The sequence below is a fragment of the Solimonas soli DSM 21787 genome, assembly GCF_000474945.1.
GTDB lineage: Bacteria > Pseudomonadota > Gammaproteobacteria > Nevskiales > Nevskiaceae > Solimonas > Solimonas soli.
The window spans coordinates 144,477-159,538 of sequence record NZ_AXDW01000001.1 but is presented as its reverse complement, the minus strand read 5'-3'; the positions used below and the strand labels follow the sequence as shown (position 1 = coordinate 159,538).

Below are 15,062 nucleotides of genomic sequence, written 5' to 3'. Positions count from 1 at the left end.
GGTAGTAGGTGGGTCAGGCGGCGGCGCGCGCCTGCAGGGTCTTGCGCACGGCGGCCTCGATGGCCTCGGCACCTTGCATGAAAGCGACTTCGAGCGGCTTGGAGTAGGGCACCGGGCAGTAGGGCGCGCCCACGCGCTGCACCGGGCCCTTGAGCTTGTCGAACAGTTCCTCGTGGATCACCGACGAGATCTCGGCGCCCACGCCGAAGGGCTTGACCGCCTCGTGCGTGATCACCGCGCGGCCGGTCTTGGCCACCGAGGCCAGCACGGTCTTGCGGTCCCAGGGGGAGATGGTGCGCAGGTCGATGACTTCCACCGAGATGCCTTCGGCTTCGAGTTTGCCGGCCGCGGCCAGCGACGGCGCCACGTGCGAGCCGTAGCACACCAGGCTGACGTCGCTGCCGGGCTTGACCACGTTGGCGACACTCAGCGGAACGCGCTTGCCCGGCTCGGGCGGCTCGCCCTGCGAGAAGTACAGCAGCGTGTTCTCGACGAAGATAACGGGATCGGGATCGTCGATGGCCGACAGCAGCAGGCCGTAGGCGTCGGCGGGCGTGGAGGCCATCACCACCTTGATGCCCGGCGTGTGCGCGAACCAGGCCTCGTAGTAGTCGGCGTGCTGGCCGCCCACCGACAGGCCGGCGCCGGTGGCGGTGCGGATCACCAGCGGCACGCCGGTCTGTCCGCCGGACATGAAGCGCAGCTTGGCCGCGTGGTTCACGATCATGTCCATCGCGACCGTGGTGAAGTTCATCAGCATGATTTCGGCGATCGGCTTCATGCCGACGATGGCCGCGCCGATGGCGGCACCGACGATGGCCTGCTCGGAGATCGGCGTGGAGCGGCAGCGCAGGTCGCCGTAGGCGGTCGACAGACCCTTGGTGACGCCGACGATGCCGCCTTCTTCAGGGTCGGCCACGTCCTCGCCGAGCACGATCACGCGCTCGTCCTTGGACATGGCCTCGTGCAGCGCCATGTTGAGCGCCTGGATCATGCCGATCTTCTTGACGGCGGGCTTGCTGGGACTTTCGGTTGTCATGGTGTTCTCGTTTGGGCCGCGAGCTCAGGCCGCGATTTCTTCGGCGAAGACGTCCTTGCGCAGCTCGGAGACTTCCGGCCACGGCGCGTCGATGGCGGCTTCGATGGCCTCGGTGAGTTCGGCGTCGATCTGTTTCTCCATGGTCTCGAGTTCGCCGGCCGTGATGTGGCCGTTGTCGATGAGCCACTGGCGGTAGCGCGGAACCGGGTCGGCCGCCATCGCGGCCTTCTTCTCGCCCGGATCCATGTACTTGTCGGCGTCGCCGAACACGTGGCCATAGAAGCGGAAGGTCATGGCCTCGATCAGCGTGGGGCCTTCGCCCGCGCGCGCGCGGTCGATGGCGGTCTTGGCCACGTTGTACATGGCCACCGGGTCGTTGCCGTCGACGCGCACGCCGGGCATCGAGTAGGCGGCGCCGCGGTCGGCGATCTGCTTGGCCGCCGTGGTTTTCTCGTACTTGGTGTGCTCGCCGTACCGATTGTTCTGGCAGACGAAGATCACCGGCAGCTTCCACACCGCGGCCATGTTGAGCGCCTCGTGGAAGGCGCCGATGTTGGACGCCGCGTCGCCGAAATAGGCTACGGCCACGCGCTTGTCGCCGCGGATCTGCGAGGCCAGCGCCACGCCGTTGGCGATCGGCAGGCTGGAGCCGACGATGCCGGTGGTCACAAGCACGCCGGAGGCCGGATGCGTGATGTGCATGGGGCCGCCCTTGCCCTTGCAAGTGCCCGTTGCGCGGCCCGCGAGCTCAGCCCAGAGGTCCTTGAGCGGCACGCCCTTGGCGATCATGTCGTGGGTGCCGCGATAGATCGTGCAGATGTTGTCTTCGGGCGTGAGGTTCACCGACACCGCGGCGGGGATGCATTCCTGTCCGCGCGGCGAGTAGTAGACCATGGGGATCTTGCCGCTGAGGATGATCGCACGCGACTTCTCGTCGTTCTGCTTGATCGTGGTCATCTTGCGATACATGTCGACCAGGATTGCGCGATCCGGGATGGGTGCAGAGCTCATGGGGGTCCTCCGCTGCTGCGGTACGTTCTGGGTTTTCTGCCGCCCGGCTCCGAACTGCGGACCGTGACAGTCGAGTGAAAGGATGCGATAGATGAAACTAACCTTATAGTCGTAAAGATAACGCAGGCCGTGAGCGCATGTCGAGACTTGCTTGCTAAGCTAGGCACCGATCGATCGGCGAAGGAAGCGGAGCAATGGCGAAAGCGGTAGCGGCGGCGGACGGGCAGCGCACTTCCCTGCGCGAGGAGTTCAAGAAGCTTACGCGCGAGCGGCTGATCAAGGCCGCAACCGAGCTGTTCGCCTCGCAGGGCTTTCGCCCCACCACCATCCAGCAGATCGCCCAGCGCGCGGGCACCACGCACACCACGTTCTACCAGCACTTCCGCAACAAGGCCGACCTCGTGCGGTTGTTCCGCGACGAGGTCAATGCCGAGATGGACGTCATGCTGGCCAAGCTCGACGCCAGCGCCAGCCCGGGCTGGAAGGAAGTGCGCGCCTGGGTCGACGACTATGCGCGGATGTGGGCGAACACGCATGTGCGCTGCGAGGCGCTGTGGGACGCGATGGGCGCGGAGCCGGAGCTTGCCGCCGACGTGATCACCGACGGCTACCGCATCACCGGCGGCCTCGAGAAGCTGCTCAAGAGTTACCCGCCTGCCGACAAGGAACGCGTGCAGAACAAACTCGTGCTGCTGATCCTCATGATGGATCGCCTGTTCTTCCTGCTGCATTCGCAGGAGCGCAAGCTGCCGTCGGCGAAGATGCAGGACGACGTCGCCGATCTCATCTACCTGGCGCTGCAGACGCCCAGTGTGGGCAGCACGCCAGGCAAGGGCAGGGCGCCTGCGAAAAAGGCGGCGGTGAAGAAGGCCAAATGAAGTGGCGCGAAGCCGCACCGAACCGGCGTTTGCAGGAGGAGCGCCAGTCCCGGCCTCGAGGGGCGATGACGCGGCGCACCTCGCTGCCGGGACCGATGCTCTTGCGTGGCGCAAAGCCTTGCTGGTTTCCCGCTCCTTCCGGGAGCGGCAACCAGGCCTTCCTTCCGCGATTACGGCGCACCGAAGTCCACTGAAAGCGCCTACAGGACTTCCGCGACCCGCCGCGCAGTGTCCAGGTCCTCGTAGGCGGTCGACAGCCGCAGCAGGTTCACCACGTTGATCTCCCAGCCGTAGTTGACCACGGGCGTGGTCAGCCAGCCGATGTAGACGCCCCACACCAGCGCGCGTGCGTATTCGGCCCACAGCTGCTCGAAACTCGGCGGCTGCGCCACGCCGAGCGCGGCGAGGCGATCCAGATAGCGGCGCAGCAGCTCGCGCTCGTGCTGCCGGCGCATGCCGATGCTCAAGGCGGTCGTGATGAGGTAGCTCACGTCGTGCGCGCAATGGCCACGCACGGTGAGCTGCCAGTCGAGCAGGCCGGCGCGGCCGTCGGGCAGCAGGTAGGTGTTGCCCAGGTGCGTGTCGCCGTGCAGCACGGTCTGCGCCAGCTTCGCCTGATGCCGCTGCACGGCCTGCGTGCCCGCCAGCAGCTGCGGACCGCTGGTGCGCAGGCGCTGCACCAGTTCGCGCTTGAACGGATTGTTGTCGATTTCCTGCTGGATGATCATCGGCACGATGTCGTTCATCAGCCGGCACACCGGGCCATCGACATGCGTCTCGAACCATGAAAGATCGGACGCGAAGCGCGGGCTCTGCCAGTAGCGGGCATGCAGCGCGGCCAGCGTGTCGAGCAGGGTTTCGATCTGCGCCAGCGTGATCTCTTCGGTGACGTTGGGGAAGCGCGCGCTGCGCAGCGTGAGGTCTTCGAGCAGCAGACCGTAGCGGCCCGACTTGGGATCGCAGGTGCCGCCGAGCAGGCGCGGCGTCTCGATGCCGATCTCATTGCCGATCTGCGTGTAGAAACGCACTTCGTTGACGTACATCGGCGCGATCATCTCGCTGATCTCGCGCGGCAGCTTGAGGATGGCGCGTTGCGGCAGGTCCGCGCCGGTGCCTGGCGCATAGTCGAGCGACAACAGTGCGCGTCCCGAGGTGGAGACCATGGCCTCGCCGTACTGGCTGGACTTGAGCACTTCGAAGCCCTGCACCACGGTGCCGGGATGGTGCCTGGAAATCAGCGCGGTCAGTCGTTGCGGCGTGAGATCCGACACTGACTCGGGGAACGGTTCTGCAAGCGAATCCGAAAACGATGAAGGCTGGGCCACGAATGTTCTCCTCTGCGGTCTTGTGCTGTTTTCGATGTGTGCGCGGCGCGTCGCAGCACCGGGCTTTAGTGGACAATGAAATCTTTACGAGTATAAAGTCAACAACAGGAGATCAAGACAAACCGCTACGGACACGACACCGGCGTCGGCGATGCACGGCCCGCTCGTGGCCCGGCCACAGCTTGCCGGCGCAGGCGCAGACGATCTGCGGCATCGCCTGCATCCCGAAGGACACATGCACGAGCAAGGCTTGCTACTCGACGGCATTCCCAATTTCCGCGACGTGGGAGGCTGCCGTAGTCGCGACGGCCGGCGGCTGCGGCGCGGACGCATCTTCCGCGCGCCGCTCATGAACCATCTCGCGGCACAGGATCTGCAACGCCTGCAGGCCGCAGGCTTGGGCATGGTCTGCGACCTGCGCGGCGTGGACGAGCGCGCACGTGCGCCACAGGCCTGGCTGCAGGGGCTCGATCTCCACGACGCCCATGTCGATGTCAACAATCATCACCTGCGCGCCGCCACCGAGGCCATCGTCGAGCTCATCGTCGCCGAACCCGATGCGGCCAAGATGCTCGCGCTCATGCAGCACAACTACCGGCGCATGCCCGAGGCATTCCACGGCCGCTGCGGCGCGGTCGTGGATTACCTGCTGAGCGGGCCGCCGCGGCCGCTCATGATCCACTGCGCGGCTGGCAAGGATCGCACGGGTTTTCTGGTGGCAATGCTGCTGCTCGCGCTGGACGTCGAGGAGCCGGCGATCTATGACGACTACCTGCTGTCGTCCAGTGCTGCCAGCGTCGCGGCGATGTGGGAGCACGGCAAGACGCTGCTTTCCAAGGCGCTGAACCGCGAGCCCGATCCGCTGCTGATCCGCCTGGTCTGCGGCGTGCAGCGCGAGTACCTCGCCGCTGCGATCGACCAGCTGTGCGTCGACTACGGCTCGGTGGACGTCTATCTGGAACAGGCGTTCGGGCTTACTGCCGAACGTCGCCGGCTGCTGCAGCAGCGGCTGCTGGAATAGCATCGCCCAGGCTCGAACAATCAAGGAGAACGATCCGGTGGACAAGACGCTCGAACAACGCGTACAGGCGCTGGAAGACCAGCAGGCCATCGTGCGGCTCAAGGCACGCTACGTGAATCTCAACGACGGCGGCTGGGGCGGCGTCGGCACGCACCGCTTTGCCGCCGAGGTCGCCGACATGTTCGTCGAGGACGGTGTCTGGGACGGCCGGCCCAATGCGGGTTATGCCGAGGGCCGCGACGGCATCCGCGAACTGTTCGAGCGCTTCACGGCGGTGCCGTTCATCGTGCACTACGTGACCAACCCGCTGATCGAGGTCGACGGCGATGCCGCGACCGGCCACTGGCACGTGCTGGTGACGGCGACAATGCCGGATCGAGAAGCGCTGTGGACGCTGGGTACCTACGCAGAGCAATACGTGCGCACGGCGCAGGGCTGGAAGTTCAAGACCCTGCGTTTCGTCGCCGCCGCCAACACCACGTACGCGCTGGGCTGGGGCAAGAAGCAGTTCGCGTTCGGCGAACAGGGCTTCAGCGAGATCGCGATGCCGGGAGCGGCGGCCCGCTGAAACGGGCCGCCGTCGCCGCGCCGCGTTTACGGCACCGGCGGCTTGTCCGCCGGAACTTCCGGGGCCGGCGCGTCCGCGGGAACTTCCGGCGGCGGCGGCGCTTCCGTCGCGGCGGCGTCTGCAGCCGGCAATGCGGCCAGTGGTGGGGCGGTGGTGGCGGTGGCGGCGCCTTCGGTTACCTTCAGCTCCACGCGGCGATTCAGCTCGCGGCCCTCATCGGTGTCGTTGTCCGCCACCGGCTGCGTCTCGCCATAGCCCCGGGCCGTCATCCGTCCGGCGTCGACGCCTCGGTCCGTCAGGTACTGCACTACCGATTCGGCGCGCTGCTGCGACAGCTTCTGGTTGTATCCATCGCTGCCCCTGGCGTCGGTGTATCCGGCGATTTCGACCTTGATGGCCGGTGCCGCGATCAGCGCGTCGCCGATGCCGTCGAGCAGGGTCTTGGCATTTAGCGTGAGCGTGGCCTTGTCGAATTCGAAGTTCACACCCCGCAACAAGATGCTGTCGCCGGCCGCGCAGCCGGCGAGGTCAGCCTTCTGCCCCGGCGCGGGCGCCTCGCACGGCGGCGGCAGCGGACAGCCCACATCGTCGACCTGCGCACCTTGCGCCGTGCCGGGGCACTGGTCGCGGTCGTCCGGCACGCCGTCGCCGTCGCTGTCCGGCGGCGGCGCGGGCGGCACCACGGCGATCGGTTCGCTGGCCGGCGGCGGCGGTGGCGCGGCGGCCCGGTTCAGCGGCAGCTGGAAGCCGACGTTGACGAGCACGTAATTGAAGTTGTCGGGCGCCATCGTGGTATCCAAGGGGCTGGAGTCCCGGTGTCCATAGCGGTACAGCACTTCGGTGCGGACGGCGAAGTCATAGCGGCCCGCCTTTAGCGGAAACAGATAGCCGGGACCGGCGTTGACGAAGGTGTTCGAGAACTGCGTCGAGTCGCCGCCGGTCGGATAGCTCTTGATCTGCATGCCGCCGGCGCCAACCAGCAGGTAAAGCCCGGAAAGGCGCGGTGCCGGGAACAGCAGCGCGTTGACGCCGGCCCCGGTCAGCTTGGCGGTGTTGCCGTCGCCGGCGGATATCGCCTGGTACAGGCCGCTGAGTTCGAGCGCGTACCAGGCCTGGCGATAGCCCAGGGCCAACGATCCGCCGAAACCGTCATCCATGTGCTTGTCGTCGCTCCAGACGTACGACGCCATGGGCGCGACATATGCACCGTTGCGCAGCGGCGAATCGGTGTCTTGGGCAAGTGCCGCCGCCGGCAGGGCGAATGCCACCATGCACAGGCCGGCCGCAGGCCCTTTCGAGAACAGTTGTTTCATCGAAGCTTCTCCCGTGTTCCGTAGGGCAGATCAGAATGTCCAGTTGACGCGCACGCCTGCTGTCCGCGGTGGCGCGAGCGGCTCCAGCACGCCGAAGTCGGTCTCGAACTGGCCATACGAATGCTTGGTGTCGCCAAGGTTGTCGCCGAACACCGTGAACCGCATGCCCCACGGTTCATACAGATAACTGACGTGCGCGCCGACCGTCATATAGCTGGGTTCCTCGAAGACCTTGGAATTCTGCGGCAGGTAGTAGTACTTCGCCGTGTAATAGAGATCGCTCGCGACTTCGATCGGCCCCCAGGTCGAATGGAAGGTCTTGCTGAGGCCCACCGTGCCGGAGAACTTCGGCGAGCGGACCATATTGTTGCCGGAGTAGTCGCCGCTCTTGAAGTTGAAGAAGCCGAATGCGCCGATTCCCAAGAGTGGTGCGTCGTAGCCGCTGCCATTCGGATAATCGAGATACTTGGCGTCGAGGTAGCAGCCGGACAGCGTCAGGACCAGATCGTCGATCGTGTCCGGGAACAGCTGTGCAAGCATGTCGAAGTCCGCCCCGCGAATGCGTGCGCTCGCCGCGTTCTCCAGCGTGACGGCACCGCCCGCGAACAGCGACATGAACTGCACCTGCAGATTGTCGATCTTGCTCTGGAAGGCGGCGACGTTCAGGCGCACGCGCTTGTCGAAAAATTCGGACTTGACGCCGAGCTCGATCGCCTCGATCTGCTCCGGCTTGACGTACTCCGGTGTGTTGTAGAGATTGATGACGTTGAAGGTGCCGCTCTTGAAACCCTTCTGCCACGATGCATACACCATCGTGTCGTCGAGCACCTTGTAGTTCACCGACACCTTCGGCGAGAAGTTCGACTCATCGCGGCTGTCCTGCGCATAGTTGATCAGCGTGGTCTGACCGCCGGCCAGATTCTGCAGTCCGAAGTTCGAGCGCTTCAGGTCGCGGGTCTCGGTCTGATAGCGTCCGCCGAGGATCAGGGACAGCGCATCGGTCAGATAGCCGGTGAACTGTGCGAAGAAGGCGGTCGACTGGAGATCCGATGCGCCCGACAGCCGGACGTTGACGCCGGCCGGCGACGGGACGCCGCCGAGCAGATTCTGCAGACCCGTCGGCAGGTGGCTGTAGAGCATGTCGACCGCGCTCAGCGGAATGCCCAGCAGTTCCGCCTGCTCGCCGCCCAGCAGGCCAAGGCTGGCGTCCAGGCCCTGATGGGCCTTGATGAAATAAGCGCCGGCGATCCACTCGAGATGCTCATGCCAGGGCGTGTCCTTGTTGGAAAGGATCTGCAATTCGGCAGTGTCGATGTCGGCGTAAATCGGCGCCGAGAACGCGGCGATCGGCTGCGGTGCGCCGTCGAAATCCGTGTGGCCCTCGTTGTGCATCTTCTGGTCGCTGCCGAGCAACTTGGTGTCGAACCACGGCGTCGTCCATTTGATCTCGCCATAGATCACGTTGTTGTCGATCTCGAACGAGATCGGCGCATCGACGCTGGCGGTGTAGTTGCGAGGCTGCGGCTTGACGCCTAGCAGGGTCGACAGCGTGCTGGGCGCAACATTGGGCTGCAGCGCGGAATTGAGGCCGTCCTGCTCCAGGCGGAAGTAACCGAGCATCATGTCGATGTCGTCGGTCGGTTGCCAGCGCAGCTTCAGGCGTGCGCCGCGCGAGACATCGCGCGGAATGTTCTGCAACGGCGACTCGTCGGTGAGTTTGTAGTAGTTGTCGGTACTCTCGTAGAGGCCGGAGGCGCTGACGGCCAGCGTGTCGGTCAGCGGCAGATTGGTATAGAGCCGTGTCTTCGAGGTGTTGTAGCTGCCGTAGCTGCTCTGGATTTCGGTTTCCGCCGTCTGGCTCGGCGATTTGGTGATGATGTTGATCGCGCCGCCGGTGGTGTTGCGGCCGAACAGCGTGCCCTGCGGGCCTTTCAGCACTTCGATGCGCTCGAGCGCGCCGAATGACTGGGCGAGACCGCTGGAAAAAGGAAAATAGATGCCATCGATATAGGTCGCGACACTCGGATCGGCCAGCAGAAAGGCATCCGATCCGACGCCGCGCAGATAGGTGATCGCAAAGCCCGCGTTCGTCGTCATCGTCAGGCCAGGCGTACTGCTCTGCAGGTCGGTCGGGTTGTTGATGCCCCTGGCATCGAGCTGATCGGCCGTGAACGCCTGGATCGAGATCGGCACGTCCTGCAGGTTCTGCTCACGCTTTTGCGCCGTGACGATCACTTCTTCGATCAGGCGATTGGATTGGGCTTCGCGCTGGGGTGCAGGAGTCGGCTCGGCGGGGACGTCAACCGGGATCGTCGAAAGCTCAGTGGCACCGGCGGGCGGTGCGGACGCCGCGTCCGGCGACACCGTCGGTGCCGATTCCGGGACAGCGGGTGAGCTGGCTGGCGGTTGCTGCGCGGCGCCGTCCGGTGCCGGCGTCTCCATCTGCGCCATTGCCGGGGGAATCGTGGCGGTCAGCAGGACGCAGCAGCCGAAAATCGTTCGATTCATCACGATGGACTCTCCTAGTCGAAAGCCGTCGGTCACAAGGCCGCAGCTCGTTTTTGAATGGGTTTTCCAGGTGCCCGGAACGGGCCTGGCGATTACGCGGGCCTGCCGTGCGTCCCGTGAATGGGCGCATGACCAGACTTTCGGATGCGCCAGGGCCGCAGCCGCAAGCGTTGAGCAGCCCGATGGCCTGGCGATTGACGTGGTCTGCCGGCGTGTGTGCGCCCGAAGGCGGCAGCGATCAGCATCTATCTTCCCCTCTAAATCTTGTCGTTATAAAATTGATGCTAAAACTAAAAGATAGTCAGCTTCAACCGGGGGCGGCGAGGTTTGGACGTTTGGACAGCATCCGTGGACTGCCAGTAATATCCCGGCGCCGGAGTGGGAAACAGTGGCAAGGCGTCGGACTGCGCCTGCCGGAACGGTATCGCCGGGTTGCCGGACATGATCGATACGAGCGGGTCGGCAACGCCTTCCGGGACGATGCGACGCTTCGTGGTGGCGGGTGATTCGGCCGCCGCTCAACCACAGGACGAGGTCGTTCGCCGCCGATGGATTTGCTCAGCGAGATTCTTTCTTCGGTCCAGATCGAGAACACCTCTTTCGGTTGTCTCAAGCTGACGGCGCCGTGGGGGTTCAACATTCCGTTGAACAGGACCGCGCATTTTCTCTGCGTGACTGCCGGCGAATGCCTGCTGAGCCGCAACGGACAGCCCCCGATGAAGCTCTGCCGGGGCGATTTCGTGATGTTCACACGCGGCGGCGAGAGCACGTTCACTTCTGACGCCAAAGCCAATCCGCGCCCGCTGGTGGAACTGATCCAGGAACACTACCTGCCGGATTACAGCATCCGGCTGCGCGATATACCGCCCTTTATCATTCGCGCCGGCGGCGGTGGAGCGGAAACTGACATTGTCGGCGGTGCCATCGATCTTCCAGAGGTTGCCGGCGACATGTTGATCAACGCCCTGCCCGAATTCATTCATCTGAGCAGTTACGGCGACTCGGCGGCGCGTCGCTGGCTGGAGCCGCTGATGAATCTGATCCTGGGTGAGGTCGATATGGCCGCCGCGAGCGAGCAGGGCAACCAGGCGGTTTGCAAGCGGCTCGGCGATCTGCTGTTCCTGCGCATCATCCAGACCCACTGGCTGCAGCGGCCGGAAGAAACCTCTGGCTGGTTGCGCGGTCTGGCCGATCCCAAGATCTGCAAAGTGCTGCAGGCGATCCATTCGGCGCCCCAGAAGCCCTGGACGCTGGAATCACTGGCCGACAGGTCCGGCATGTCGCGCTCGGCACTCGCAGGACGCTTCATGGAACTCATCGGCGAGCCGCCGATCCAGTACCTCACGCGCTGGCGCATGCACCTGGCCGCCATGCGCCTGGCCGGTGGAGAGCGCCGCACCGCGATGATCGCCGAGCAGCTGGGTTACCAGTCCGAAGTCGCGTTCTCCAAAGCGTTCAAGCGCGTGCGGGGCGTGTCGCCGGGTGCCTACCGGCGCTCGCTGGTGCGGGCGCACGGCGCGCCGCGCGAATCAGCCTAGACGCGGCCGACGACCGGAATCAGCGCGCCCGTGACGGCCTGCGATCGGGGCGACAGCAGGAACAGGATCACGTCGGTGAGCTGGTCGACAGTGACCCATCGGCTGAAGTCCGCATCGCGCATGTCGGCGCGGTTGGGGGCCGTGTCGATGATGCTCGGCAGCACGGCATTCACGGTGATGCCGTGGTCCTTGAGTTCCTCCGCGAGCGCTTCGGTCAGCTTGGCCACGCCGGCCTTCGACGCCGCGTAGGCGCCCATTCCCGCGGCCGCCTTGATGGCGCCGGCTGCACCGATGTTGACGATGCGTCCGCCCGGCGCACGCCTCAGCAGATGCGGCAGCGCGGCCTGGCTGGCTGCGGCGGCGGTGCGGACATTGACGTTGTAGAGAAGGTCCCAGGTTTCGAGCTTGCCGCCTTGCAGGGTTTCCCAGCGAAACGCGCCCGCGACGTTGACCAGCGCGTCGATGCCGCCCAGGTCGGCGGCGATGCGATCCAGTGCAGCGCTTGCCGCGCGGGCGTCACCGAGATCGACATCGCCATACAGCCGCGCTGCTCCAAACGCGTCCGCCGCGGACGCAGCGGCGATCCGGTCGATGCCGGCCACGTTCGCGCCCGCGGCCAATGCGCCGCGCATGACCGCAGCGCCCAGGCTGCCGAATGCGCCCGTCACCACCACGTTGCTGCCCTTCAGATCCATGACTGCTCCTCGACTGGAGCGCCACTATAACTGAGGGATGTTCAGCTTCAACCACTACGATCCGGCGCAGGGGTCGTCCGGCGACTCAAAATGCTTCGGCGACGACCATCACATAGTTAAGAACTAGGTTTGTAAAGCCACGATCTTGTCCGCCGCCGCGGGCACGAGCTGATGCCAGTCACTCATCGAGCATTCCCTGGTAAAGATTAAGGTCGGTATTCCCCGACGCGTGAGCCTAGGCCAGCATGGCGCGTCTTGATGACGTGGACGCGATCGTTGCGGCTCGTGCCGCCGAGGCATCCCGGCACCAGCAGGTGGGCGAGATCGCGACCGTGATGGCGGCCTGTGCTTCACTGATCGAGCGTCGCCACGACCTCGGCATGAGGTAGCGCGGGATCTTCCGTGCACCAAAAGGTGGCGCGAAAAAATCGAAAGCGGCGCGCAAGCCCGTGGCCAGCCCGGGATCGCGCAGCTCCAGCCAGCGCAGGCGCAGTGCCAGCAATTCGATGTGGCGATTTCGTGGCGCACGGCCAGGCCACAGACGTGGCGGCGCAGCTCGCCGAAAGATCACAGCTTGCCCAGGTCGTGAAGCCGGTAGCCGAGCTGTGCAAGATGCGGCGACCGGGCATCGCCGGGAACCATCGAGCGCGCCGCCTCCTCCCCGGCCGGCCCGGCCGGATCGAGAAGTCCGGCGCCGTGAACGAGCAGGCCGCCGGCGAAGGCGCGGTGATGCTGCACGCTGCCGCGGCATTTCGGAAGGCACGGCCGATGTGCGGCGCTCAAAAAACTTGGTGCAATCCCGCATCCATATGTCTATACTCGCCGCCCCGGGCGCAGCGGTACGCGATTGGGCTATGGAAATTTCACCAGTTACATCATGCAAGTAGGCGGAGTTTCCTTGTAATGGCGGTGACTGGGCCGCTATAATCATCGTCTGTCTGGTGCGGGGTGGAGCAGTCTGGCAGCTCGTCGGGCTCATAACCCGAAGGTCGTAGGTTCGAATCCTGCCCCCGCTACCACATTTATCTAGCTTCTCAGGGGTAGATAAATGGGGCGCCCGGCCGCCGCGTAGGCGATCGACGCTTCCAAAGAGTTGGCTTGAAAAGGGCCCCTTGCGGGCCTTTTTTATTGGCTTTTTTGTTTTGCGTGGTAATTTTTGCGTTTTCGGAGCGTGCCTTTGGCGGCGATGCAGGAACGTCTGGAGCAGATGCTGGAGCCGGTGCTGGAGAGCCTCGGCTATGAGCTCGTGTTGCTCGAATACAGTCCGCACCCGCGCAATGCCATGCTGCGCCTCTTTATCGATGCTCCGGCCGGCATCACCATCGATGATTGCGAGCGCGTGAGCAAGGAAGTCGCCGGCGTGCTCGACGTCGAGGATCCGATCCGCAGCGCTTATCGTCTCGAAGTGTCGTCGCCCGGGCTCGATCGCCCGCTGGTCAAGCCGGCGCATTTCGAGCGCTTCCTGGGCGAGCAGGCGCGCGTGCAGCTGGTCGCGCCGATCGATGGCCGTCGCCGCTACGTCGGCTTCATCCGCGGCATCGACGGCAACACGCTGCGGCTCGAATGCAAAGAAGGCTTGGCTGAAATTCCGCTGTCCGAGATCGAGCGGGCGCGGCTCGTGCCGGATTACGATCAGGAGTGAAGCACGGTATGAACAAGAACATCCTGCTGATGGTCGATGTCGTCTCCAACGAGAAGGGCGTCGAGAAAGAGCTGATCTTCCAGGCGCTCGAAGCGGCGTTGGCCTCGGCGGCCAAGGAACAGTACGGCGACGAGTCGGAACTGCGCGTGTCGATCGATCGCGAGACCGGCGAGTACGAAACTTTTCGTCGCTGGACCGTACTCGCGGACGACAGCGAGGATTTCGAGTTTCCCGAACGCCAGATCAAGCTGTCGTACGCGCAGAAGGAGAAGCCGGATGCGCAGCCGGGCGATGTGATCGAGCGCAGCGTGGCGTCGGTCGACTTCGGCCGCATCGGCGCGCAGAAGGCCAAGCAGGTCATCGTGCAGAAGGTGCGCGAGGCCGAGCGGGCGCAGATCGTCGCGGCCTTCCAGGATCGCGTCGGCGAACTGATCTCGGGCCAGGTCAAGCGTCTGGAACGTGGCAGCGTGATCGTCGATCTCGGCGGCAACGCCGAAGCGATCATCCTGCGCGATCATCTCATCCCGCGCGAGCCGATCCGTCCGAGCGACCGCATCCGCGGTTATCTGTATGAGGTCAGCCCGCAGGTTCGAGGTCCGCAGCTGTTCCTGTCGCGGACGATGCCGGAATACCTCATGGAGCTGTTCAAGCTCGAGGTGCCGGAAATCGCGCAGGGCCTGATCGAGCTCAAGGGCGCGGCCCGCGATCCGGGCCTGCGCGCCAAGATCGCCGTGCAGGCCAAGGACAAGCGCATCGATCCGGTCGGGGCCTGCGTCGGCATGCGTGGCTCGCGCGTGCAGAGCGTGTCGAACGAACTCGCCGGCGAACGCGTCGACATCGTGCCCTGGGACGACAACGTCGCGCAGTTCGTCATCAACGCGATGGCACCGGCCGAGGTCGAAACCATCGTCGTCGATGAAGAAGCGCACTCGATGACGATCGGCGTCTCCGAGGAGAAACTCGCGCAGGCGATCGGCCGCGGCGGCCAGAACGTGCGCCTCGCGTCGGAGCTGACGGGCTGGACGCTCAACGTCATGACCACCGCCGACGCCGAGTCGAAGAAGGAACAGGAGAACCAGTCGGTCCTGCAGATGTTCATGGAGCATCTCGACGTCGATGCCGAGGTGGCCAGCGTGCTGGTGCAGGAAGGCTTCACCACGCTCGAGGAAGTGGCCTACGTCCCGGCGCAGGAAATGATGCAGATCGAAGAATTCGATGAGCAGATCATCGAGGAGCTTCGCAACCGTGCACGTGACGTGCTGCTGACGAAGGCGATCGCCAAGGCCGAGCAGCGCGCCCATGCGCAGCCTGCCGAAGATCTGCTGGCCGTCGACGGCATGGATGAGGATACCGCCTACCAGCTCGCCGAAGCTGGCGTGACCACCTGCGAGGCGCTTGCCGACCTCGCGACCGACGAACTGCTCGAGACGCTGCCGGATTTCGGCGAGGAACGTGCATCGAAGCTGATCATGTCGGCGCGCGCCAAGGCGTACGCCTAACACGAATCAGGAAATCTGGGCTCGC

The 15,062-nt window shown here is 64.9% G+C and carries 14 protein-coding genes and 1 tRNA gene; 8 read left to right on the top strand and 7 right to left on the bottom strand.

Annotated features, from left to right (window positions below):
• Nucleotides 1-13 precede the first annotated feature (13 nt).
• Complete coding sequence (locus tag K344_RS0100750; RefSeq protein WP_051361730.1) at nucleotides 14-1,039, bottom strand: alpha-ketoacid dehydrogenase subunit beta; 1,026 nt, start codon at nucleotides 1,037-1,039, stop codon at nucleotides 14-16.
• Between the two features lie 24 nt (nucleotides 1,040-1,063).
• Nucleotides 1,064-2,050, bottom strand: a complete 987-nt coding sequence (locus K344_RS0100745; protein ID WP_028079072.1) for a thiamine pyrophosphate-dependent dehydrogenase E1 component subunit alpha — start codon at nucleotides 2,048-2,050, stop codon at nucleotides 1,064-1,066.
• 194 nt (nucleotides 2,051-2,244) lie between these two features.
• Here K344_RS0100745 and K344_RS22700 point away from each other — a divergent pair, with 194 nt between their 5' ends.
• Nucleotides 2,245-2,928 carry a TetR/AcrR family transcriptional regulator gene (locus K344_RS22700; protein WP_028079071.1) on the top strand — a complete coding sequence of 228 codons (684 nt, stop codon included), beginning with the start codon at nucleotides 2,245-2,247 and terminating at the stop codon, nucleotides 2,926-2,928.
• A 200-nt stretch (nucleotides 2,929-3,128) separates the two neighbouring features.
• Here the strand turns inward: K344_RS22700 and K344_RS19465 are convergent, their stop codons facing one another.
• Nucleotides 3,129-4,199: a phosphotransferase gene (locus K344_RS19465; RefSeq protein ID WP_051361729.1), complete on the bottom strand. Its 1,071-nt coding sequence runs from the start codon at nucleotides 4,197-4,199 to the stop codon at nucleotides 3,129-3,131.
• Nucleotides 4,200-4,404: 205 nt separating this feature from the next.
• On the opposite strand from K344_RS19465, the gene K344_RS0100730 reads away from it, so the two are divergent.
• Entirely contained in the window at nucleotides 4,405-5,274 is an 870-nt protein-coding gene (locus K344_RS0100730) for a tyrosine-protein phosphatase (RefSeq protein ID WP_084196790.1), read from the top strand.
• Between the two features lie 37 nt (nucleotides 5,275-5,311).
• Nucleotides 5,312-5,842, top strand: a complete 531-nt coding sequence (locus K344_RS19460; RefSeq protein ID WP_051361728.1) for a nuclear transport factor 2 family protein — start codon at nucleotides 5,312-5,314, stop codon at nucleotides 5,840-5,842.
• A gap of 26 nt (nucleotides 5,843-5,868) precedes the next feature.
• Here the strand turns inward: K344_RS19460 and K344_RS22695 are convergent, their stop codons facing one another.
• Both K344_RS22695 and K344_RS0100715 read right to left on the bottom strand, forming a co-directional pair.
• On the bottom strand, nucleotides 5,869-7,110 hold the full coding sequence (locus K344_RS22695) for an OmpA family protein (RefSeq protein ID WP_157622698.1): 1,242 nt from the start codon (nucleotides 7,108-7,110) through the stop codon (nucleotides 5,869-5,871).
• A gap of 75 nt (nucleotides 7,111-7,185) precedes the next feature.
• On the bottom strand, nucleotides 7,186-9,663 hold the full coding sequence (locus tag K344_RS0100715) for a TonB-dependent receptor (RefSeq protein ID WP_084196786.1): 2,478 nt from the start codon (nucleotides 9,661-9,663) through the stop codon (nucleotides 7,186-7,188).
• Between the two features lie 548 nt (nucleotides 9,664-10,211).
• On the opposite strand from K344_RS0100715, the gene K344_RS0100710 reads away from it, so the two are divergent.
• Entirely contained in the window at nucleotides 10,212-11,201 is a 990-nt protein-coding gene (locus tag K344_RS0100710; RefSeq protein WP_028079068.1) for an AraC family transcriptional regulator, read from the top strand.
• Here the strand turns inward: K344_RS0100710 and K344_RS0100705 are convergent.
• Entirely contained in the window at nucleotides 11,198-11,896 is a 699-nt protein-coding gene (locus tag K344_RS0100705; RefSeq protein WP_028079067.1) for an SDR family NAD(P)-dependent oxidoreductase, read from the bottom strand. The genes K344_RS0100710 and K344_RS0100705 overlap by 4 nt on opposite strands.
• A gap of 245 nt (nucleotides 11,897-12,141) precedes the next feature.
• Between K344_RS0100705 and K344_RS23755 the strand changes: the two genes are divergently transcribed.
• A complete protein-coding gene (locus K344_RS23755) occupies nucleotides 12,142-12,285 on the top strand; it encodes a hypothetical protein (RefSeq protein WP_157622697.1) in 144 nt (47 codons plus the stop codon).
• A gap of 178 nt (nucleotides 12,286-12,463) precedes the next feature.
• On the opposite strand, the gene K344_RS23750 is transcribed toward K344_RS23755, so the two are convergent.
• The gene (locus tag K344_RS23750; RefSeq protein WP_157622696.1) at nucleotides 12,464-12,634 is read right to left on the bottom strand and encodes a hypothetical protein; all 171 of its coding nucleotides are present in this window, start codon (nucleotides 12,632-12,634) and stop codon (nucleotides 12,464-12,466) included.
• A gap of 204 nt (nucleotides 12,635-12,838) precedes the next feature.
• Between K344_RS23750 and K344_RS0100690 the strand changes: the two genes are divergently transcribed.
• The 3 genes from K344_RS0100690 (at nucleotide 12,839) to nusA (ending at nucleotide 15,037) form a co-directional block, all read left to right on the top strand.
• A tRNA-Met gene (locus K344_RS0100690) sits at nucleotides 12,839-12,915 on the top strand.
• A 167-nt stretch (nucleotides 12,916-13,082) separates the two neighbouring features.
• Nucleotides 13,083-13,538 (top strand): ribosome maturation factor RimP, encoded by a 456-nt coding sequence (gene rimP, locus K344_RS0100685; protein WP_028079066.1) that lies wholly within the window; start codon nucleotides 13,083-13,085, stop codon nucleotides 13,536-13,538.
• 8 nt (nucleotides 13,539-13,546) lie between these two features.
• Complete coding sequence (nusA, locus tag K344_RS0100680) at nucleotides 13,547-15,037, top strand: transcription termination factor NusA (protein ID WP_028079065.1); 1,491 nt, start codon at nucleotides 13,547-13,549, stop codon at nucleotides 15,035-15,037.
• Nucleotides 15,038-15,062: the final 25 nt, after the last annotated feature.